Origin of the sequence: Otariodibacter oris (assembly GCF_009684715.1) — a bacterium.
Classification (GTDB): domain Bacteria; phylum Pseudomonadota; class Gammaproteobacteria; order Enterobacterales; family Pasteurellaceae; genus Otariodibacter; species Otariodibacter oris.
In genome coordinates this window covers 1,515,670-1,537,567 of record NZ_CP016604.1, presented here as the reverse complement: position 1 = coordinate 1,537,567, position 21,898 = coordinate 1,515,670, and the positions used below count along the sequence as shown (strand labels likewise).

Sequence of the window (21,898 nt, the reverse complement as noted above, 5' to 3'; positions counted from 1 at the left end):
ATGCGATCTCCGGGGGCAACTCCAGAAAAACTCAAACTTAGGTTTGTACCTGTTGTTTTCTTTGCTCTCGGCATATTGTTTGCTTTAATTACGTTACATATCTATTTGAAGCAACAATATGGTTCAATGTACGCAAACTTATATTTCGCGATTGCTTTTATTGTTTTGGGATTGTGTTACAAACTTTACCTATCCTATAAACTTAAGGCTAAAGAGAAAGTTTATAAGAATGCTAATTTAACTGATAAAGCTATTCGTGAAACATCACAATTAACAGGATTTGATGAAAATTCATTGAAGAATACCATTGGTTATCTGGCAAATAATCATGCAAAAAAGGTTTTATTGGGTACAATTGTTGTAGGGTTCCTTTTAGGAAAGGGTAGTTTTAATTCAAAAAAATGATAAGAGTTAAGTAGTTGGTAATGGAGGTAATATGGAGTCTGCTGGTTTAATTGCTTGGTTATTCATTGGTGGTATTGCCGGATGGTTGGCTGGAAAAATTTATAAAGGATTTGGGTTCGGGCTAATTGGGAATATTATAATTGGTATTATAGGTTCAGTTTTTGGTGGCTTTGTTCTAAGTCTTGTTGGTTTCCAATCAACAGGTATGATTGGGTCTATTATAACTGCAGTGATAGGTGCAATTTTATTATTGTATATTGTTGGCTTATTTACGCGTAATAAGTAAAAGATTTAACTTGAACGAACTGTCTATGATTAATTTGATATAGGAGAATTAATAATGAATTGGGATATAGTTGAAGGTAAATGGAAACAAGTTACTGGTTATTTAAAAGAGCAGTGGGGTGATCTTACTAATGATGAAATCAAGGAATTAGATGGGAAAAAAGATCAGCTAATTGGTAAGATTCAGGCTAAATACGGTATTACAAAAGAAGAAGCTGAAAAACAAGTTGATGAGTTTGCTAAAAAGATTAAGTAAATGTTATCAGTTGATTAGACTTAATTAGATTAGTTGTTGTAGATATAATTGAGTCAATTATTCAAAAAATACCCTATCATTTTTATGATAGGGTATTTTTTAGGACTTGATATTAATCAGTAAATCTACATATGGTAATTTTATACTGAGAAAGGATACTTTATACTCGGATGAAATTCATAGCCTTCTACACTGAAATCATCAAGCGTTACCCAAGTTTCTAAATCTTCTAAGGATTTAATTTCAGGGTTAATAATAAGTTTAGGTGGAGAGAATGGCTCTCTTTTGAGTTGCACGTCTCGCATCAATTCTAATTGGTCTTCATAAATGTGAGCATTTACAATTTTATGAAATGCTTGTCCTGCTTTGTGTCCTGTAATTTGTGCCATTAAAGCTAAGAATGTATAGCATTGGATCATATTCCAATTTAAACCTAAAGGGACATCGGCAGAACGTTGAGTACTATTCAAATATAGCACACCATCTAATAATGAAAAGTGGTGGCTATGTAAACAAGGGCGTAAGCATCCCATATGAAATGCACCAGGGTGATAAAAGGTATAAATTTCGCCACGATTATCCACACCACGTTTTAGATCATCAACAATTTGGCGGAGTAAATCAATATTGCCTGAACCGTCCGCTTTAGGAAAATTGCGTCCTACAGCACCATAAACTAATCCCATATCATCTTCGCCCTTACGATAAGGATTATTTAACCAAGCAATATTTTCATTTGCATTAGCGTCCCATGATTTTGTACCAAGTTGACGAAAATCTGCAGCATTATCATAACCACGGATATAGCCAAGTAATTCTGCAATGGCTGATTTCCAAAAACTTTTACGGGTGGTAACTAATGGGAATTGACTGTGTTCAACATCATAAATTAGATCAGCGTTAATAACAGTTAGGCAACGTTTACCTGTTCGTTCATTATTGACCCATTTACCTTTTTCAACAATGCGTTGGCATAAATCTAAATATTGTTTCATGTAGTAATTCCATTAATTATTAGGTAGAATAAATTTGACCCTATAAGTTGAAGTGATACTGAGGAGTATAACAATGAAGCATTGTGGATTAAAGCATTTCTTTAGTTTAGTTGTTGTTTTAGCATTATCTGCTTGTAGTCTTAATGAACCTACCGGTTGGACTCGACTTGCTAATGATCAAATTGACCAAAAATCCTATGCGATAGGTTATGGTGCAACGGCACAAACGTATTTAGATCGTGTTAATCAAAGTTTTGATATAGATTCTTTTACTCGAGGAGTGGATGATTGGTATAGTCAACGTGTAACATTACCTATTGAGCAAATTAGAGCAAGTTTACTTAATCGAATGTTAGATCATGATGTCTATGCTTATTATAGTGGCGTATTGTATGCGGCAGAGTTACAAGGTAATGCAAATCGCTTAAGTCCAAAATGTTGGTCTTTTGTTGAACCGAAGAGTACAACGCAGGGTATTAATGATGCGATGGTTGATTTGCAAAAGAACCAAGTACGTGATGATGATTATATTAAAGAGGGTGCAGAAGAAATTCTACATTTATGTGTTGCACAAGTAGAGAAAGATCAGGCTGTTCCAACTAAGTAATAGTATGTGATTTAAGCGGTAGGATTTTGGGTAAATTTTGCAAAAAATGTCTAAAATATTACCGCTTATTCTTTCTTATTTAACGGGCATCTACTAGAATATAGCATCTTCTTCTTTGTGTGATTGTGATGAAACTTAATATCCCAACCTACTTAACTATTTTTCGTGTAGTGCTAATTCCACTATTCGTTTTAGCATTTTATTTACCTATTCCTCATTCACCAGAAATTACCACTTTTATTTTTGCTATTGCAGGAATGACAGATTGGTTTGATGGCTATTTAGCACGTAAATGGAATCAAACAACACGACTTGGTGCATTTTTAGATCCTGTGGCAGATAAAGTATTGGTGGCAACCGCATTAGCTTGCGTCGTGGAGTATTACCATACTTGGTGGATTACCATTCCTGCTGCCATTATGATTGGACGTGAAATCATTATTTCTGCATTGCGTGAATGGATGGCAGAAATTGGCGAAAGAGCCAATGTTGCGGTATCCATTTGGGGTAAAGTGAAAACAACCGCACAATTGTTGTCGTTAGGTGGTTTGCTTTGGCGACAAAGTGAGCTCATGGAGATCTTAGCTTTCATCCTGCTTTATATTGCGGCGATACTGACAATCTGGTCTATGCTACAATATCTTAAAGCCTCAAAAGGCAGTTTGTTAAAATAATTTATTAAACGCTAAAATCGTAAAATTTCATCTCAAACAGACCGCTTGTAAGCGGTCTGATTTTTATAAAAATTTGCCAATGTCTAACTTTGATTCTAAATCTTTTCTCAGTAACGTTCCTCATCAACCGGGTGTTTATCGTATGTATGACGATAAAGGCACGATTATCTATGTGGGAAAAGCAAAGGATCTTAAAAAACGCTTATCAAGCTATTTTCGGGCCAATTTATCCAGTCGAAAAACCGAAGCATTAGTTAGCAATATTGCGCATATAGAAACCACCATCACCCATTCAGAAACAGAGGCGTTATTACTCGAACATAATTATATTAAGGAAAATCAGCCTCGTTATAATGTATTACTTCGAGATGATAAATCTTATCCCTATATTCTGCTTTCAAAGCATAAACACCCAAGATTGAGTAGTTTTCGGGGCAGTAAAAAGGTTGCGGGTGAATATTTTGGACCTTACCCGAATGTTACAGCAGTTCGGGAAACGTTAAATTTATTACAGAAAATTTTCCCTATTCGCCAATGCGAAGATTCATATTATAAAAATCGCTCTCGCCCTTGCTTGCAATATCAGATCGGACGATGTTTAGCTCCTTGTGTCGAAGGTTATTATTCTCAAGAGGAATATGATCAACAAGTGCAATTTGTACGACTCTTTTTGCAAGGGAAAGATCAGCAAGTTATTGAACATTTAATCAGTAAAATGGAAAAGTCTGCTGAAGCATTAGATTTTGAAAGTGCCGCACGTTTCCGTGATCAAATTCAACAAGTGAGAGCGGTAACAGAGAAACAATTTGTGTCTAATGAACGCTTAGATGATCTTGATATTATTGCCATTGCCTATCAGCACGGTGTTGCGTGTGTACATATTTTATTTGTACGACAAGGCAAAGTATTGGGGAACCGCAGTTATTTTCCCAAAGTGCCAAACCATACGGATTTAGCTGAATTGAGTGATACATTTATCGGGCAATTTTATTTACAGATGAATCATCATCGCACGATTCCCAATCAAATTATTATCGATCATCCAGTCAGTGAGGCGGATTCTTTAGCCAAAGTTTTGAGTGAACAGGCAGGACATAAAGTCGTTATTCAAGATAAAGTGCGAGGCGAAAAGAGTCGCTATCTTGCTTTAGCTCAAACGAATGCAATGGCAGCATTAATGTTGCAATTAAAGCAAGACTCCCGGATTCATGCTCGTTACCAAGCTTTACAAAGTTTATTAGAGTTACCTGAAATCAAGCGTATGGAATGTTTCGATATTAGTCATACAATGGGCGAACAAACGGTCGCCTCTTGTGTGGTCTTTGATGAAAATGGGCCGCTGAAATCGGATTATCGTCGATTTAATATTGAAGGGATTACAGGAGGCGATGATTATGCCGCAATGGAACAAGCTCTAATCAAACGTTACGATAAACCCTTACCACCTGAAAAAATTCCCGATATTATTTTTATTGATGGCGGAAAAGGGCAATTAAACCGAGCATTAGCGACTTTCTCACAGTTAAATGTGGATTGGGATAAAACCAAGCCATTATTAATTGGTGTGTCCAAAGGGGTAGAGCGTAAAGCAGGATTGGAAACCTTGCTCATTAGTAAATGGGATAAAGAGATCCACTTACCACCAGATAGCCTCGCCTTGCATCTGATCCAACATATTCGTGATGAATCCCATAATCACGCCATCAGCGGACACCGCAAAAAACGCCAAAAAGCCTTTACCGAAAGTGGATTAGAATCTATTGCAGGCGTAGGCGCAAAACGCCGCCAAGCTCTATTAAAATATCTAGGCGGAATGCAGGGGGTTAAATCCGCAACATTAGATGAAATCGCCTCCGTCCCTGGTATTTCCAAAGCCCTCGCAGAAGTGATTTTTGATACCTTGCAGAATGGGTAAGGGTACAAATTTATATTTTTTATTATAGAAAAAATTTATTTGAATAAAATATTACTTTTTATAGAATGCGCACCATAACTTTGGTTAATAAAAAAGGACAAATTATGAAAAAATTATTGAGTGTTTTACTTCTTTCTATGGCATCTATGTCAGCAAATGCGACTGTAATGGATAAATCATCAACTGATGAATTAACAAAAATTGCTTATACCTGTGGAAGCAATGATGTTATGGAAGTGGTATTTGTGAATACAAGCAAAGATTCCTATGCGATTGTTGTTGATACTGATGAAATGATTCCGATGAAGATAGAAAAATCAGCATCTGGTGCAATTTATAAGGCAATTAACCCTGATTATACGCTCGCACTTTATACGAAAGGTAGAGACGCAACGTTAATGGCAGGGGATGAGACCTTAAAAAGTTGCACAACAGAATAAAATTTTACATGACACACTTATCAAGTAATACGCATTAGCTTATGCGTTTGAAAATCGTATCAGCGTATCTTTTATTCGGATTGATGTTAGGCGATGTATCTGCCTATAGTACAATATCCGATAATAATGGTACGCTGTTTTCTTCTGTTTCTCCAGCTCAATCAAATAACGCTAGCACTCCCGCACATAAAGAAATCGGATTAATGTTAGATACCGCACGTCATTTTTATTCGGTCAATGTGATTAAAAATTTTATTGATACTTTAGCAGTATCAGGTGGGAGTTTTTTACATTTACATTTTTCCGATCATGAGAACTATGCTTTGGAGAGCGATTTACTTGGGCAGAAAGTAGAAAATGATATTCAGAGAAAAGATGGTGCATATATCAATCCACAAACAGGTAAACCATTTTTAAGTTATGAGCAATTGAAAGAGATTACCCGTTATGCACAGTCTAAAAATATTGAATTGATTCCAGAGATTGACAGCCCTAACCATATGAACGGTATTTTCCAACTTTTGGTTCATAAATATGGACAAGGTTATGTGGATTCATTGAAATCTGCCCATGTAGATGATGAGCTTGATATTACTAAACCTGAAAGTGTTCAGTTTGTAAAAAAACTGATTACCGAAGTTGCTGATGCGTTTGGTAGCCAAAGTAAGCATTTTCATATAGGGGGAGATGAATTTGCATACAGTGAAGAATATAATCAGGAATTTATCGACTATATAAATGAATTGGCAGCATATTTGGACCAAAAAGGATTCACACCACGGTTATGGAATGATGGGTTAATTACAAAAAACGTAGATGGATTAAATCATAATATCCAGATTACTTATTGGAGTTATGATGGAGATACTGAAAATCGGTCTGTTGCAATAAGAAGACGTCAAATGTGTGCTAGTGTGCCAGATCTTATTGATAAAGGATTTACTGTTTTAAACTATAATTCATACTATCTCTATCTTGTGCCAAAAGAAGGTAGTGATTTGCGCAAGGAAGCTGATTTTGCGGGTAAAGATATTGAAAATCACTGGAATCTTGGGGTATGGGATGGTGAGAATACGAATAATGCCATTCGAAATACAGATAATATTTTGGGTGCGGCATTGGCTATTTGGGGAGAAGATGCAGGTAGATTAAGTGATAAATCAATTCAGGAGTACTCTTCTGGAGTATTAAAAGCCGTGATCCATAAAAGTAGAGCTAATGATAGTGAGGCTAGTGAATAAGGGTATTTTTCTTTTTTAACTTGCCTATAATCTTTTTTATTATTCATCTAAAACAATAAGATCAGGGAATGTTGAAAAACTTTGTTCTTTGACGGTCGTATGAAAATCACCAATATAAGCAGTATTGATATCACTTTCTCTCATTGCACCATAAAGATTGCTGTATAAACCATTTTCAGTAATACGCTTGGCAACGATATAGCCTTTTTCTAAATAAGGTTTGACAGCCCAGTAAGGCAATGCAGCAATGCCTCTTTTGCTTGCAACTAATTGGATGATAGCAATAGTAAGCTCGCTTGTTCTGCGAGTTGGATTGATTTTATTGTGGTTAAGTAGTTTTCTGAAAATGTCTAGCATATCATCGGGAACTGGGTAAGTAATTAACGTTTCATTAGTAAAATCTTCAGCTTCCCAAATAGATTTATTTGCTAAAGGATGATCTTTAGAACAAATACCCACCATTTCATAAGAAAATAGTGGCTTGTAGCTCACTCCAGCAGTTTCTTCTATCGCAGACACTACAGCCCAATCAGCTTTATGTGAAAGTAATAATCCAATGGTGTCTATATGAAACCCTGAGACGATATCTAATTCTACCAAAGGCCAATCTTGACGGAATTTATCCATAGAAGGCATCAGCCAATCAAAACAAGTATGGCATTCAACAGCAATACGCAATTCACCCGCTTCCCCTTGTTTCACTCGAGTTAAATCTAATTCTGCTTCAACAACTTTTGGAATAATTTCATGGGCTAATTTAATAAGCCTTTCTCCGGCAGGAGTGAAATGTAAGGGTTGTGTTTTTCGTTCAAATAACGGTAAACCATATTGTTCTTCGAGCATTTTTATCTGGTGAGAAAGAGCAGACTGTGTGAGATAAACTCGCTTGGCAGCAAGTGAAACGCTGCCACTTTCTTTTAAGGCCAAAAGTGTTTTTAAATGACGAAGTTCTAGGAATATTGGTTTCATAGTGATTAATACGTTTAACGCAGTTTTTAATACTCAGGATTTTAGCATTGGTTGACTAGTATAAACGTAATTTATATTTATGAAAATAATTCATGTTGAACGTGAAAATTATTATATTGCATAAATTTAAAATTTTACTCATTATACATCTAAATGTTTAGACGTCTAAATGTCTAGGTATCTATAAATAAAAATAACACAACATTTATACAGAGGATTAATCTATGACAACATTTCATATTCTTGGTTTTCCACGAGTGGGAGCAAAACGTGAACTTAAATTTGCACAAGAGCGTTATTGGCGTAAGGAATTAGCAGAACAAGATTTACTTGATTTGGCTAAGGCATTGCGTGAAAAAAATTGGAAACACCAAGCTGATGCTAATGCAGATTATGTGGCAGTAGGGGATTTTACTTTTTATGATCATATATTAGATCTTCAGGTGGCAACAGGAGGAATTCCTTCACGTTTTGGATTTGATAGTCAAAATTTAACATTAGATCAGTATTTTCAATTAGCTCGTGGGAATAAGGAACAATTTGCGATTGAAATGACGAAATGGTTTGATACAAACTATCACTACTTAGTACCAGAGTTTCATAAAAATACAGAATTTAAACCTAATCCATCTCATTACGTTAATCAGATCCGTGAAGCAAAAGCTTTGGGATTGGATTCTAAACCTGTAATTGTAGGTCCCCTTACTTTCCTTTGGTTAGGTAAAGAAAAAGAGGATAATTTTGATCGTTTAGGTTTATTAAATAAATTAGTACCAGTTTATGTTGATATATTAAATGCATTAGTTGCAGAAGGTGTAGAGTGGATTCAAATTGATGAGCCTGCATTAGCATTGGATCTACCTCAAGAATGGCTTGATGCTTATCAGCAAGTTTATACAGCATTAAGTCAAGTCAACGTAAAATTATTATTGGCTACGTATTTTGGATCCGTTGCTGAGCATGCTGATTTATTAAAATCACTTCCAGTAGATGGGTTACATATTGATTTAGTACGTGCGCCTGAACAGCTCAGTGCATTTGAAGATTATTCAAAGGTCCTTTCAGCAGGTATTATTGATGGGCGTAATATTTGGCGGGCTAATTTAAATCTCGTATTAGATGTACTTGAGCCACTTAAAGCAAAATTAGGTGAACGCTTATGGATTGCACCAAGTTGTTCATTGTTACATACGCCTTTTGATTTAAGTGTTGAGACGCAATTAAAAGAGAAAAATCCTGGGTTGTATAATTGGCTGTCGTTCACGCTGCAAAAAGTTGAAGAATTAAGCATCCTAAAAACTGCATTAGAAAAAGGGCGAGAAGCTGTTAAGAATGAATTAGCCGATAGTCAAAAGGCGGCAGATGAAAGAGCAAATAGTAAGGAAATTCACCGCTCAGAAGTGGCGGAGCGATTAGCTAATTTGCCTGTTAATGCGGATAAACGTAAATCACCATTTGCACAACGAATTAAATTGCAAAATGAATGGTTGAAGTTACCGCTTCTTCCAACTACGACTATTGGTTCATTTCCTCAAACAGTCGAAATTCGCCATGCTAGAGCAAGTTTTAAGAAAGGCGATTTAAGTCTTGCAGAGTATGAAGCAGCGATGAAGAAAGAAATTGAATATGTTATTCGCCGTCAAGAAGAATTAGATTTAGATGTTTTAGTTCATGGTGAACCTGAGCGTAATGACATGGTAGAGTATTTCGGTGAATTGCTAGATGGCTTTGCTTTTACTAAGTTTGGATGGGTTCAGAGTTACGGTTCTCGCTGTGTGAAACCACCAGTAATTTATGGTGATGTAGTTCGCCCAGAACCAATGACGGTTCGTTGGTCTCAATATGCACAAAGTTTAACAAGCAAAGTTGTAAAAGGAATGTTGACTGGTCCAGTAACGATTCTACAGTGGTCTTTTGTGCGTAACGATATTCCTCGTTCAACGGTGTGTAAACAAATTGGCGTTGCGTTATCAGATGAAGTTATTGATTTAGAAAAAGCAGGAATTAAAGTAATTCAAATTGATGAGCCTGCAATTCGTGAAGGATTACCGCTAAAACGTGCAGATTGGGCAGAATACTTAGCTTGGGCGGGAGAGGCATTTAGATTGAGCTACATGGGTGTACAGGATGATACACAAATTCATACACATATGTGTTATTCAGAATTTAATGATATTTTGCCAGAAATTGCTGGATTAGATGCAGATGTCATTACTATTGAAACCTCTCGTTCAGATATGGAGTTATTAGAAGCATTCGGTGATTTTAAATATCCAAATGACATTGGTCCTGGTGTTTATGATATTCATAGTCCTCGTGTACCAGCAACTGGTGAGATTGAACATTTATTACGTAAGGCATTAAATGTTGTTCCTAAAGAGCGTTTATGGGTAAATCCAGATTGTGGATTAAAAACACGTGGTTGGACAGAAACGATTTCACAATTACAAGTGATGATGGATGTTACGAAGAAATTACGTAAAGAATTGGCTTAGGTAGTTGGTCATATATTCCTTTAATATAAATAAAAAAGCCCTTCTTATATGAAGGGCTTTTTTTATTGAAGTTGTTGAAACATCATAAAGCCAATTCTGTGTCTAGCAAGAATACGACGTTTCATACGGTAAATACGTAAAATACGGCGTGATTTTTTATTGTATAGATGTTTTTTTCTTTTTAGTTTTTTATACATATGATTTCCTTTTATTCTTCAGCATTTTTTTCTTCTATTGTTGGCTCAAGGGTAGCATTTGATATATTTTTAGTTTCTGAAACTTTTTCTATCATGTGTTCGGTTGTATTTCCAGTTGTATTCTCAGTTGTATTCTCAGTTGTGTTATCAGTTGTGTTATCAGTTGTATTATCAGTTGTGTTATCAGTTGTGTTATCAGTTGTGTTATCAGTTGTATTCTCAGCTGTGTTCTTGGTCTTTCTTTCTACTTTGCTGTCAGTAGGTTCCTCTTTTGGCTCGGTAATACGTTGGTAATTAATTAAGCTGTAATAATAGCGTCGGATATTCTCAACATAGCTAAATGCCTCAAATCCTCTAGCGTATCCATATTTTAAGTCTTTGTAATAACGCTTTTCTGCTAATAATGGCAAGTATTTTTTTACATCCAACCAGTTGTTTGGATCACCCCCAAGTTGTTTAGTAAGGCGACGTAAATCGATAAGATGACCTAACCCCATGTTGTAAGCGGTAAGTGCAAACCAAATCCGATCTTCTTGTTGAATTGTTTCTGGAAGTTGATTCATTAAATATTGCAAATATTCAGATCCTGCTTTAATGCTTTGTTCTGGGCTAATACGATTGGTAACACCCATTCTTTCAGCTGTATCTCTGGTTAGCATCATCATACCTCTTACACCAGTAGGTGATGTGGCAGAGGGATCCCATCTTGATTCTTGATAGGCAATAGCCGCTAACATTTGCCATTCTAAATCCCCTTTGTATTTTTCAAAGAGCGGCTTATATTTAGGGAGTATGGTTCTAATTGCTTTTAAATAACTATATGTATCAACATAATCAAAGCTAGCTAATGGGCTGAAATATTTTTCTTCAATTTGAGAAATAAGCCCAGTTTCATTTGCGTGGTTCATAAATTCAAGTACTGAGGCTTGCAATTCACTGTAATTGCTATTTTGGAGATACCAAATTGCAGGGGTTTCATCAGTTAAGTCAAAACCTACAGCAATGTCAGGTTTGATCTGCTGAGCCGATGAGATATCGACAGAAACGGCGACGGTGTAAGGAATTTTACCTTCAGCAACTTGTAATAATAGCTCTTCTTGCGTGAATTCATCTGTAACATTCCATTTTAAATTAGGATATATCTTAGCGAGTTTTTGTAAGATGGGAATCACAGCAGAACCATTCGAGATTACTAATTCAGAAGGAAGATCTTCAATTTTGTAAGGTCTTTGGGTTCCTTTTTTATAAACAACTTGCCATGAGGCAGAATAGTATGATGGACCAATTTGAAACTTTTCCATTTGATTAGGTGAATACAGCAGACCTGCAGCCGCAATATCAATTTTATTTTGTGCTAGTGCATTGAATAATGCTTCGCTACTATCAAAAGATTCTTCTTTAAGTTCAACACCTAAAAAATCGGCAAAGGCATTGGCTAAGTCATACTCGACCCCAGCTTTACCTTGTGAACCGACAAAATAGGATAGGGGATGATTGATCATCCCGAATCTAATGGTTTTTGATTGCAGAATTTGAGTATAACGATTATGTTCTGTTTGCATTGCAGTCTGCCATGGGGAAGTCATATCCCATGCCCACAGAATTAATGCTATTCCAATGATTAATCGAATGGCTAAACCTTTCAAAGTATCTCTCTTCTATAAAAATTACCATTTAGAGTTTATAGTAAACTGTCGTTAAGATCAAAATGATCATAAAGATGATTTTAGATATTAATCAGTTAAGAAACCACCGCTTTGATGAGCCCATAATTTAGCATAAACACCATTAAGTTTTAGTAACTCATTGTGCGTACCTTGTTCAACAATTTCTCCATGATCCATTACAATTAAGCGATCCATTGCCATAATGGTTGAAAGTCGATGGGCAATAGCAAGAACAGTTTTACCCTCCATTAATTCCGTTAAATTTTCTTGAATAGCGGCTTCAACCTCTGAATCTAATGCACTTGTTGCTTCATCTAAGAGTAAGATTGGGGCATTTTTGAGCATGACTCGTGCAATAGCGATACGTTGGCGTTGTCCTCCTGAGAGTTTAACCCCTCTTTCGCCCACGTGAGCTGCTAACCCTGTTCTGCCTTTTGAATCAGAAAGTTGCTCAATAAAATCAGCGGCAGAAGCGGTTTGTATTGCTTTCCGAATTTCTTCTTCTGTTGCATCTGGTCTTCCGTAGGTGAGATTATCCCGAATAGAACGATGCAATAATGAAGTATCTTGGGTCACTAAACCAATACTTGCCCGTAAACTTTCTTGGGTAACATCTTTGATATTTTGTCCATCAATTTCAATATTACCTGACTGAATATCATAAAAACGCAGTAAAAGATTGGTGAGTGTGGATTTCCCTGCACCACTTCGTCCAACTAGCCCTACTTTTTCACCTGCTTTAATATGTAGATTAAATTCATTTAATAGCGGTTTTTTTTCATCATAAGCAAAATTAACTTGGTTGAAATGAATGTCACCAGTTGTAACTTTTAACAAGCTCGCATTCGGTTTATCAACAATGGTATATGGTTTAGATAGCATTTCCATGCCATCTTGTACTGTCCCGATATGCTCAAATAGTCTGGCAAACTCCCACATAATACGTTGTGCTAAAGATTTCAAGCGAAGGGATAATGCTAATGAAGTAGCAATCGCCCCCGCACTGACTAAGCTATTCGACCAAAGAAATAAACCAATAACAGAAGACATGGTAAGTAGTAGTAATGCGTTACAATAGATGACAGTATCGATCATTGTCACCAATCGCATTTGCTTATGTACGGTAACCATAAATTCTTGCATGGAATCTTTCACGTAGTCAGTTTCACGATTACCATGTGAAAAGAGTTTGATGGTAGAAATATTGGCATAGGCATCGGTGATACGCCCAGTCATCAAGCTTCGCGCATTGGATTGTGCTTGGGAGGCTTTTGCCAAGCGTGGAATAAAATATCGCATGCTGATCACTAAAATAATGATCCATACGGCAAATGGGATAAGTAATAACGCGTCAAACTGTACAAGAATAACACTTGAAGTAATAAAATACACAGCCATATAGACAACAATTTCGATAAAGGTCATTACGACATCTCGAGTAGAAAGTGCTGTCTGCATGACTTTAGATGAGATTCTTCCTGCAAATTCATCTTGATAGAATTTCATACTTTGCCCTAGCATTAGGCGATGAAAATTCCAACGTAACCGCATTGGGTAAACCCCTTGCATCGTTTGAAAGCGAATACTTGAATATAAATAAGTGATGACTGCCCCAACGATAGCCACGGTAATCATTCCAAGCATGCTTCCCCATTTTTCTGAGAATAATGTTTGAGGTGAGTATTTTGAAACCCAATCGACAATTTCACCAATAAATTGAAATAGGACCGCATCAATGATCCCCACTAGCATACTGAGGATAATGGCAACAAGGATATATTTACGTAAGCCTTGTGTTGTACTCCAGATAAATGAAATTAATTTTGCTTTAGGTGTTTGAGGTAATTCAGTGGGATAGGGATCGATTCGAGTTTCAAACCATTCAAATAATTTTTTAAACATATTTTCCTCCAAAAATACAAGCGGTGAGATCGTGATTAAACTTTGCAAATTTAATCGCTGATCTCACCGCTTTGATGAAGTCTATTTATGGGTTCAGTAATTCTTCATCAAGGGTTAAATCTTCATTGTGATTAATACCAATTGGCTGTTTAAGCATATTGCGTGCAATCTCATGAGCTTCCGCTAAAGAATGTTCTTCATAAGAACCACATTGATATTTATTGAGTTCTGGGATTTGGGACTCATCGGATACTTTATTTAATACATCTTCCATTGAGTTTTTCCACGCCTCTGCAACTTGTTCTGGTGTTGGCGTACCAATGAGTGACATATAGAATCCAGTACGGCATCCCATTGGTGAAATATCAATAATCTCAACGCTATCACTGTTTAAATGATCTCGCATGAAACCAGCAAAAAGGTGTTCCATGGTGTGAATTCCTTTTGGCGGAAGTGCATCAACATTTGGGCGACAAAAACGTAAATCGAACACTGTAATCGCATCACCTTTTGGGGTTGTCATTGTTTTTGCTACACGTACAGCAGGGGCTTTCATCACGGTATGATCCACTTTGAAACTATCTAGTAAAGGCATTTATTTTACTCCTTAGTATTTTATAAAAATCATTCAGCAATGCCTTGGCTCCATTTTAACGCATTATCTGGAGAGGTGCGTTGTAAACGGAAATGGCGGTTTGCTTCGGCTTGTGGTTGAACAATCTTACCTGACGGAGTAGAGAATGCAATGCCTCCATTTAATAATTGTGACATAGTACCTGAAGTAATAGTTGCTCCATTGAGTCCTACATTCATGCTATAACCTGATGCTGTCCAGAATTGAGAGTTCTTGCGTACTAAATGACGATAAGATGGATTAATTTGTAAATGGATGAATACACGATCCGCTAATTCACTTAAGGTAAGTTTTTCAACAACCCCAACTTGCATTCCTCGATAAAGTACGGGAGCATCTGGTGTGATGCCATCCGCATCACTTGCTTCAACAATTATTGGGAATCCATTGTAGATAGTTGTTGGTAATGTATTCCTATCTGTTAATGAAAACTGTGCTTTATATTTTCCATTACCAGGTTCCACTTCAATATAGTTCTGTAGTAATGCATCTAAGTTCTTGATACCTGTAGTATTAATTTCAGGTGATATTGCCTTAAATTTACTACCTGATTTAGCTACAATATTATAGTATTGGCTATTAATGAATACGTTTAATTTTATCTGTTTCTTCTTATTATCTAGTTTGAGGGATTCAACCGTTCCAATCGTTAAGCCCATATATTTGATTGGCATACCTTCGCTTAATTTTGTGGCATCTTTGGCAATAATCGTAATATAGGTATTGCCAGAATGTGCCTTTTCAAAATCAGAATAGAGGGTAAGGTTATTTTTAGCACCACCATTATCAAAGCTGATTGCACCTTTTAATGTTCTCATGATTGGAGACGTTTGCAAACTCAAGCCATTTGTTGAGATATCAACCTTGACTGCAGGCTCAATCCAAAAGCGACTTGTATCACTTAATAGATGTTTATATTGCGGTTGTATGAAGAGATCAATATTAAATTGGTCTTTTTTAGGATGAATTGCTAACACTTCACCAACTTGGAATTGTTTGTATAGTAAAACAGATCCTTTATCAATACCTGATAAATTTTTAGCTGAGAGGGTTAATGCTGCTTGTTTTTTATCGTCAGTTAAACCACTTTCTGCACTTTCTATATCTTTATATAGAGGATATTCTGGCTTAATTTGCCCTGTAGGATTAGCATCAAGTAAGCGAATTCCACCTTGTAACCAATTAGATGGTGAACCAGCATTAATATTCATACCATCTAAACCTATTGATACATCAAGGTTAGAGATTGCCACAAATTTACTATTTTCACCAATTAAGTGTCGATATTCAGGAAAAATAATTGCACTAAAATTAACATTTTCAATAGTTAACTCTCTTTTGAGAATTTCACCAACTTGAACATCGTTATAATAAATTCCTTGACCCTGATCCACTCCATAAGATTGTGGTGAGATTAGTCTAAATGATTGAGTGTTTGGTCGATTGAGTAAATAATCTGATTCTTTCTGGATATTAAAAGTGAAACTATTTTCTTCTGCTTTACCAGGAATTATTTCAAAGTAGTTTCCTCGGAATAGTTCACTAAACTTAGTTAGTTGAGATGTATTCAGAGAAAATTTAGGTTCTTTTAATAAAATGATTGTATCTGTTCGCAATAAATCTTGGTAACTTGGATCAATTAGTAAAATACCATTTAGTGTTGAAGAGGATTCATTTTCTAGCCCTATGATAGAATCCACTTCAGAGAGAATTCCGATTTGAGTTCCTTGGTAAAATAGTCCAGTTTCATTTGCTTCAACATTAGACTGGATTGGCAAAGTGATTTGGATACTTGTACCACGTTTAGCTGTTTTCAAGTTCTTATAAAGTGAGTAAAACTGTCCTTGTAAAGCTGGTTCGGAATTCTCAGGTGAGTCGAATGCCACAGAACCTTGTACAACAGACATTAAACTGTCAACTTCAATGGTGATACCTGAAGGAAAATTTAAGTCAGCTCGAATACCACTTGTGTTCCAAAAACGACTGTCTTTTTTTACAAGATGAGCATATTTTTTGTCAATCACGACATCAATTTCAACTTTATTTTGATTGTGTGTAAATCGATAATCAGCCACTGTTCCTACGGGTACTTTTCTAAAATAAACATTCGCTCCAATAGCAATAGAACCTAGATCATCAGCAACTAGTTTTACCATCAAATCACCATCAGTAACAGGTACCAAAGGTGGTTCATCTTCAGCCTGAAAGCTGTATTGACTATCTCCATTACCCGGTAATAATGTAATATAATTTCCTGAAACAAGAGCATCAATCCCAGAAATACCAGCTAAAGAAGCACTTGGTTGGACTAACCAGAATTTTGTTCCTTCTCGTAATACCGATGTTGCTTCAGGATTTATTTCAGCAGTGACCTCAATTTCTTTTAGGTCATCCACAAATGCAACTTTTCTTACTACACCTATTTGTAATCCTTGATATCGAATTGCCGTTCTTCCTGCTTCAATCCCAGCACCATTTTGAAAGCGAATTGTAATATTTTCTCCAGTTTCTTTTAATATTTGAAAAAAGAGTACAATACCAATGATAAAGGCAATGAGCGGTAGTATCCAAAAAGGCGATATTCTGCGAGGTTGTCTTACTTTTGCAGGAATGGGTGAATTCTGTTCAGTCATAGGGTATCACTTGTTATGTTAATGCATAAACGCAAGCGGCGTGATTTTACAAAAATTTGTTAAAATCTCACCGCTTGCTTTGTTATTTGAATAATGGAAGAAATGAAAACTTAACTTTTTTCTTTCTCATCACATGATTGTAGATTACTACATTTTCCGTAAAGGTAAAGACTATGATTAGACAACTCTATACCATGTTGTTGACTAATTTCACGTTGTCTTTTTTCCATTTCTGTATCTTTAAATTCAAACACTTTACCACAATCCATACAGATAATATGATCGTGTTCATGGTTAAAGTTTAACTCATATACGGCTTTATTTGAATCAAAATTATGACGGGTAAGAATACCAACTTCTTCAAATTGATTTAGTACACGATAAACTGTAGCTAATCCAATTTCAGAGTGTTTTTCTAGAAGTAATTTATAAATGTCCTCAGCAGAAAAATGTTGGATTTCTTTGCGTGTTGTTTGCATTAATTCAAGAATAGTTAAACGTGGTTCAGTAACTTTTAAACCGACTTTCTTGAGTAGTGTTACATTTTCTTCGGACATTTTTATCTCTCCTGTACTTACTATTTGTACTTATTGTGTGAATTAAGCTAATTCAGCTAAATACATTTCATCAAAAATTTGTTTACACCAACGGTTAACACGATCTTCTGTTAACTCTGGTTGTCTATCTTCATCAATACATAACCCGACAAACGTATTTTCATCAACAAGAGCTTGAGAAGATTCAAAAGAATAACCCTCAGTTGGCCAATGGCCTACAATAACAGCACCGTTTGGTTCAATTACATCACGTACCGTACCCATTGCATCGCAGAAATATTCTGCATAATCTTCTTGATCGCCACAGCCAAAAATTCCAACAACTTTGCCAGAAAAATCAATTTCTTTGAGTGTTGGCATAAAATCATCCCAATCTGCTTGGGATTCTCCGTAGTACCAAGTTGGAATACCGATGAGTAAAAAATCATAGGCTTCAATATCTTCTTTTGTACTTTTAGCGATATCTCGAATATCGACAAGCGATTCACCAATTTGTTTTTGAATCATTTTAGAAACATTTTCTGTGTTTCCAGTATCAGAACCATAAAATAAACCAACAACTGCCATTTGACTTACCTATTTTTTGTTTAAATATAATGAATTAATGATTATTTATATATTCATTTAAGATGTGTTCAATTAACTGTCCGCGAGATAAACCTTTAGTACCAGCTTGTTCTTCTAATTTTTGTACGAGTTCCAAATGTAGCTTTAACTCTACTCGTCTCAACCCAGACGAGCGATCTCGTTTCAGTTGATTACGTTTATTAATTCGGATTTGTTGTTCTCGACTAAGAGGATTAGTACGAGGACGCCCAACTCTTGGCATATTCGCGAACAGATCAATCGTAATACAATCTAAATCTTGTTTTGCCATATAAATCAATTTCTTGGGCTAAGTATCTATTTTTTCATTTATTTCTAAATGAGAATGAGATACCACTTCATAAAACCTAACTATACCACACTCTTAAGCTATTGAAAATGGGGAGAATAGCACCTTTGTGAAAGGTAAAAACTATTTATTTAATTATCATTTTCAATAATTCTATTCGGAGATTTCAGCAAAATGAGCATTCAGCAATTGTGCAAGAGCATTGGCTGATAGCTCAATATCTAATCCTCGTTTTCCCCCGGAAACAAAAATAGTCTCAAACTGTGTTGCAGAAATATCAATAATAGTAGGTAGTGCTTTTTTTTGTCCGAGAGGGCTAATTCCGCCTAGTAGATATCCTGTGGATTTTTGTGCAACGTCTTTATCTGCCATTTCCACTTTTTTTATTTCAAGGGCGTGTGCTGCGCGTTTTAAATTTAACATTTTAGACACAGGCAAAACCATGACAGCCAGTTTTTTCTGATCGCCATTTTGAGCAACAAGTAATGTTTTAAATACTTGATTGGGGTCTAATCCCAATTTATCAACGACTTCTTGTCCGAAATTGGTATTTTGTGGATCGTGTTCATAAGGATGTAATGTAAATGGAATTTTCTGTTTTTTAAGAAGATTAATTGCAGGAGTCATGGTTTTTCCTTTTTCAAAAAGCTTAAATAAGAGTAGAATTCAGCCTTTATTTTTACAAGAGAAGAGTAGAATGGCAAATATTCATTTAGCGATTGCTTCAGATTTTTTATTAGCAGAAAAAATATTAGAAATTTTGGAGACAAGTGAGCTAGAGATTGAGGTAGTCAGTGCCGTAGAATTAGACAGTTTTGGGGAAGAACATTCATTACGCTTTGGGACAAAAGCTGTAGCACAAATCGCATTAGATGAGGTGGATTGGAGTCAGTTTAGCCATGTGTTATTTGCAGGGAAAATGGCTCAAGCAGAGCATTTGGCGAAAGCGGTTCAAGCGGGATGTATTATTTTAGATTTATATGGCATTTCCGCATTGATTGGTGATGTGCCAGTGGTTGTGCCGAGTGTGAATGATGAAGCGATTGTGAATTTACGTGAGCGTAATATTGTCGCATTAGCGAATCCACAAATTAGCCAATTAGCGTTAGCGATCAAACCACTTTTAACTCAGCCAATTGACAATATCTTTGTGACTTCATTATTGCCATCAGCTTACTTCGGTGATGAAAAAGTGCGTGAATTAGCAGGACAAACCGCTCAATTGTTAAATGGTATTCCGCTAGATGATGATAAACCGAGAGTCGCATTTGATACTGTACCTGCGAATGTGCAAGGCGATGAGGCTCAATTACCTTTCTCCCGAGCATTTGAATTACAACTTGCAAAAGTGTTACCAAATCTGACCGCTAATGTGACTTTTCATTCTGTCCAAGTTCCTGTCTTTTATGGTAGTGCCCAAATGGTGTCGATTCAATCATCTTACCAATTAGATGCTGTTGCATTGAGTGACTCTTGGCAACAAGCAGACTGGCTTGAATTTAATGAGTCAGAAGTCGTCACACCTGTTAAAAATGGCGAACACAGTGAAGAAAATGAGAGTAATGTGTTACAAATTAGCCAATTACTGAATAAAGATGAAAATAGCTTGCAGTTTTGGTCTGTGGCAGATGAACAACGTTTTAGCATGGCATTCCTTTCAGTTGCTTTGCTTGAACGTGTTTTAGATTATTAAGTTTTATAAGATTTCCTTTTAATTAACCTTAGAGAATATTGTTATGTTAGAAAAACTTTTCCAGATTAAACAAAAAGGCAGTTCGGTGAAAACGGAGATTGTCGCTGGAATTACCACCTTCTTTACGATGGTGTATATAGTGTTCGTTAACCCTTCTATTCTTGGTGTAGCAGGAATGGATACTCAAGTGGTCTTTGTGACAACGTGTTTGATAGCCGCATTTGGTACTATTGCAATGGGCTTATTCAGTAATTTACCGATTGCACTTGCACCCGCAATGGGTTTGAATGCTTTCTTTGCTTTCGTAGTAGTTCAAAAATTGGGTTACTCTTGGCAGACAGGGATGGGGGCGATTTTCCTCGGTTCAGTTGGCTTATTTATCCTTACTGTATTACAAATCCGTTATTGGTTTATGTCAGCTATTCCACTTGGTTTACGTGTCGGTATTGGCGCAGGGATCGGCTTATTTATTGCGCTGATTGGCTTTAAAAATATGGGGCTTGTGGTAGCGAATCCAGAAACATTAGTTGCATTAGGTGATTTACATGATCCTAAAGTATTGATGGGAATCTTAGGCTTTTTCATTATCGTGGTTTTAGCTGCAAGAGGCGTGTTCTCTGGTGTGTTAGTTTCTATCGTCGTAATTACTGCTCTTGCATTAGCTTTTGATCCGGCGGTTACCTTTAATGGCGTGGTATCTTTCCCACCAAGTTTAGAGGCAGTAGTCGGGCAAGTAGATGTCGCAGGCGCATTTGATACAGCGTTACTCGGCATTATTTTTTCTTTTATGTTAGTCAATTTATTTGACTCATCAGGTACGTTAATTGCCGTTACCAATAAAGCAGGTTTCACTGATGAAAAAGGTCGTTTCCCAAGAATGAAACAAGCACTTTATGTGGACAGTGTGAGTGCAATGGTCGGTTCTTATATGGGAACTTCTGCAATCAGTACTTATATTGAAAGTGGTTCAGGTGTTTCCGTTGGCGGACGTACGGGCTTTACTGCTGTGGTCGTGGGTATCTTATTCTTATTAACCATTTTCTTCTCGCCTTTAGCAGGTTTAGTCCCTGCGTATGCGACAGCGGGTGCATTAGTTTTCGTTGGTATTTTAATGGCTTCAAGCCTAATTGAAGTAAAATGGGATGATTTAACGGAAGCAACGCCTGCATTCATCACAACAGCAATGATGCCATTCACTTATTCAATCACAGAAGGTATTGCATTTGGATTTATTAGCTATTGCGTAATGAAAATTGGTACTGGTAGGTTTAAAGAAATTAATGCGCCTGTTGCGGTCGTTTCTTTACTCTTTATCGCTAAATTTATTTGGGTAGGATAATCTAAATTCTTGTAAATAGAGAAGCGGTAACTTTCTTCGATTATTTTGCAAAATATGGAATGGAAGTTACCGCTTGTATTTATCATTTAACTAGGAGGA

The 21,898-nt window shown here is 36.2% G+C and carries 21 protein-coding genes and 1 pseudogene; 11 read left to right on the top strand and 11 right to left on the bottom strand.

What is annotated here, in order from left to right; all coding sequences use genetic code 11:
• Genes A6A10_RS07080 through A6A10_RS07070 form a run of 3 tightly spaced genes read left to right on the top strand, consistent with a single transcriptional unit; the run spans position 1 to position 946 of the window.
• The gene (locus A6A10_RS07080) at positions 1-405 is read left to right on the top strand and encodes a hypothetical protein (RefSeq protein ID WP_147404744.1); all 405 of its coding nucleotides are present in this window, start codon (positions 1-3) and stop codon (positions 403-405) included.
• 31 nt (positions 406-436) lie between these two features.
• Entirely contained in the window at positions 437-691 is a 255-nt protein-coding gene (locus A6A10_RS07075; protein ID WP_121122478.1) for a GlsB/YeaQ/YmgE family stress response membrane protein, read from the top strand.
• Between the two features lie 54 nt (positions 692-745).
• A complete protein-coding gene (locus A6A10_RS07070; protein ID WP_121122476.1) occupies positions 746-946 on the top strand; it encodes a CsbD family protein in 201 nt (66 codons plus the stop codon).
• Between the two features lie 140 nt (positions 947-1,086).
• On the opposite strand, the gene A6A10_RS07065 is transcribed toward A6A10_RS07070, so the two are convergent.
• Complete coding sequence (locus A6A10_RS07065; protein WP_121122474.1) at positions 1,087-1,941, bottom strand: thymidylate synthase; 855 nt, start codon at positions 1,939-1,941, stop codon at positions 1,087-1,089.
• A 73-nt stretch (positions 1,942-2,014) separates the two neighbouring features.
• Between A6A10_RS07065 and A6A10_RS07060 the strand changes: the two genes are divergently transcribed.
• The 5 genes from A6A10_RS07060 (at position 2,015) to A6A10_RS07040 (ending at position 6,818) form a co-directional block, all read left to right on the top strand.
• On the top strand, positions 2,015-2,548 hold the full coding sequence (locus tag A6A10_RS07060; RefSeq protein ID WP_121122472.1) for a hypothetical protein: 534 nt from the start codon (positions 2,015-2,017) through the stop codon (positions 2,546-2,548).
• A gap of 128 nt (positions 2,549-2,676) precedes the next feature.
• The gene (gene pgsA, locus A6A10_RS07055; RefSeq protein WP_121122470.1) at positions 2,677-3,222 is read left to right on the top strand and encodes a CDP-diacylglycerol--glycerol-3-phosphate 3-phosphatidyltransferase; all 546 of its coding nucleotides are present in this window, start codon (positions 2,677-2,679) and stop codon (positions 3,220-3,222) included.
• Between the two features lie 79 nt (positions 3,223-3,301).
• A complete protein-coding gene (gene uvrC / locus A6A10_RS07050; RefSeq protein WP_121122468.1) occupies positions 3,302-5,137 on the top strand; it encodes an excinuclease ABC subunit UvrC in 1,836 nt (611 codons plus the stop codon).
• A 104-nt stretch (positions 5,138-5,241) separates the two neighbouring features.
• The gene (locus A6A10_RS07045; RefSeq protein ID WP_121122466.1) at positions 5,242-5,577 is read left to right on the top strand and encodes an MliC family protein; all 336 of its coding nucleotides are present in this window, start codon (positions 5,242-5,244) and stop codon (positions 5,575-5,577) included.
• A 203-nt stretch (positions 5,578-5,780) separates the two neighbouring features.
• Entirely contained in the window at positions 5,781-6,818 is a 1,038-nt protein-coding gene (locus tag A6A10_RS07040) for a family 20 glycosylhydrolase (RefSeq protein ID WP_418789105.1), read from the top strand.
• A gap of 39 nt (positions 6,819-6,857) precedes the next feature.
• Here A6A10_RS07040 and A6A10_RS07035 read toward each other — a convergent pair whose 3' ends face one another.
• The gene (locus tag A6A10_RS07035; protein ID WP_121122463.1) at positions 6,858-7,787 is read right to left on the bottom strand and encodes a LysR family transcriptional regulator; all 930 of its coding nucleotides are present in this window, start codon (positions 7,785-7,787) and stop codon (positions 6,858-6,860) included.
• A gap of 224 nt (positions 7,788-8,011) precedes the next feature.
• Between A6A10_RS07035 and metE the strand changes: the two genes are divergently transcribed.
• On the top strand, positions 8,012-10,282 hold the full coding sequence (gene metE, locus A6A10_RS07030) for a 5-methyltetrahydropteroyltriglutamate--homocysteine S-methyltransferase (RefSeq protein WP_121122461.1): 2,271 nt from the start codon (positions 8,012-8,014) through the stop codon (positions 10,280-10,282).
• Between the two features lie 62 nt (positions 10,283-10,344).
• Here the strand turns inward: metE and A6A10_RS09675 are convergent, their stop codons facing one another.
• From A6A10_RS09675 to ybaK, 9 genes and pseudogenes are all read right to left on the bottom strand, one after another.
• Positions 10,345-10,479, bottom strand: coding sequence for a hypothetical protein (locus A6A10_RS09675; protein WP_257792058.1), 135 nt, complete (start codon positions 10,477-10,479; stop codon positions 10,345-10,347).
• 275 nt (positions 10,480-10,754) lie between these two features.
• Positions 10,755-12,125, bottom strand: a pseudogene (gene mltF, locus A6A10_RS07025) (membrane-bound lytic murein transglycosylase MltF); the annotation flags it as partial.
• A gap of 87 nt (positions 12,126-12,212) precedes the next feature.
• Complete coding sequence (locus A6A10_RS07020) at positions 12,213-14,048, bottom strand: ABC transporter ATP-binding protein (RefSeq protein WP_121122457.1); 1,836 nt, start codon at positions 14,046-14,048, stop codon at positions 12,213-12,215.
• Positions 14,049-14,133: 85 nt separating this feature from the next.
• Positions 14,134-14,643: an S-ribosylhomocysteine lyase gene (luxS, locus tag A6A10_RS07015; protein ID WP_121122455.1), complete on the bottom strand. Its 510-nt coding sequence runs from the start codon at positions 14,641-14,643 to the stop codon at positions 14,134-14,136.
• A gap of 29 nt (positions 14,644-14,672) precedes the next feature.
• A complete protein-coding gene (locus A6A10_RS07010; RefSeq protein WP_121122453.1) occupies positions 14,673-17,315 on the bottom strand; it encodes an MlaD family protein in 2,643 nt (880 codons plus the stop codon).
• Between the two features lie 110 nt (positions 17,316-17,425).
• Complete coding sequence (fur, locus tag A6A10_RS07005; protein WP_121122451.1) at positions 17,426-17,872, bottom strand: ferric iron uptake transcriptional regulator; 447 nt, start codon at positions 17,870-17,872, stop codon at positions 17,426-17,428.
• 42 nt (positions 17,873-17,914) lie between these two features.
• Positions 17,915-18,439 (bottom strand): flavodoxin FldA, encoded by a 525-nt coding sequence (fldA, locus tag A6A10_RS07000; RefSeq protein WP_121122449.1) that lies wholly within the window; start codon positions 18,437-18,439, stop codon positions 17,915-17,917.
• A gap of 34 nt (positions 18,440-18,473) precedes the next feature.
• Positions 18,474-18,749, bottom strand: coding sequence for a LexA regulated protein (gene ybfE, locus A6A10_RS06995; RefSeq protein ID WP_121122447.1), 276 nt, complete (start codon positions 18,747-18,749; stop codon positions 18,474-18,476).
• Positions 18,750-18,920: 171 nt separating this feature from the next.
• Positions 18,921-19,394 (bottom strand): Cys-tRNA(Pro)/Cys-tRNA(Cys) deacylase YbaK, encoded by a 474-nt coding sequence (gene ybaK / locus A6A10_RS06990; RefSeq protein WP_121122445.1) that lies wholly within the window; start codon positions 19,392-19,394, stop codon positions 18,921-18,923.
• Positions 19,395-19,464: 70 nt separating this feature from the next.
• Between ybaK and A6A10_RS06985 the strand changes: the two genes are divergently transcribed.
• Positions 19,465-20,460 carry an oxidoreductase gene (locus A6A10_RS06985; protein WP_121122819.1) on the top strand — a complete coding sequence of 332 codons (996 nt, stop codon included), beginning with the start codon at positions 19,465-19,467 and terminating at the stop codon, positions 20,458-20,460.
• Positions 20,461-20,503: 43 nt separating this feature from the next.
• Positions 20,504-21,799: an NCS2 family permease gene (locus tag A6A10_RS06980; RefSeq protein ID WP_121122443.1), complete on the top strand. Its 1,296-nt coding sequence runs from the start codon at positions 20,504-20,506 to the stop codon at positions 21,797-21,799.
• Positions 21,800-21,898 lie beyond the last annotated feature (99 nt).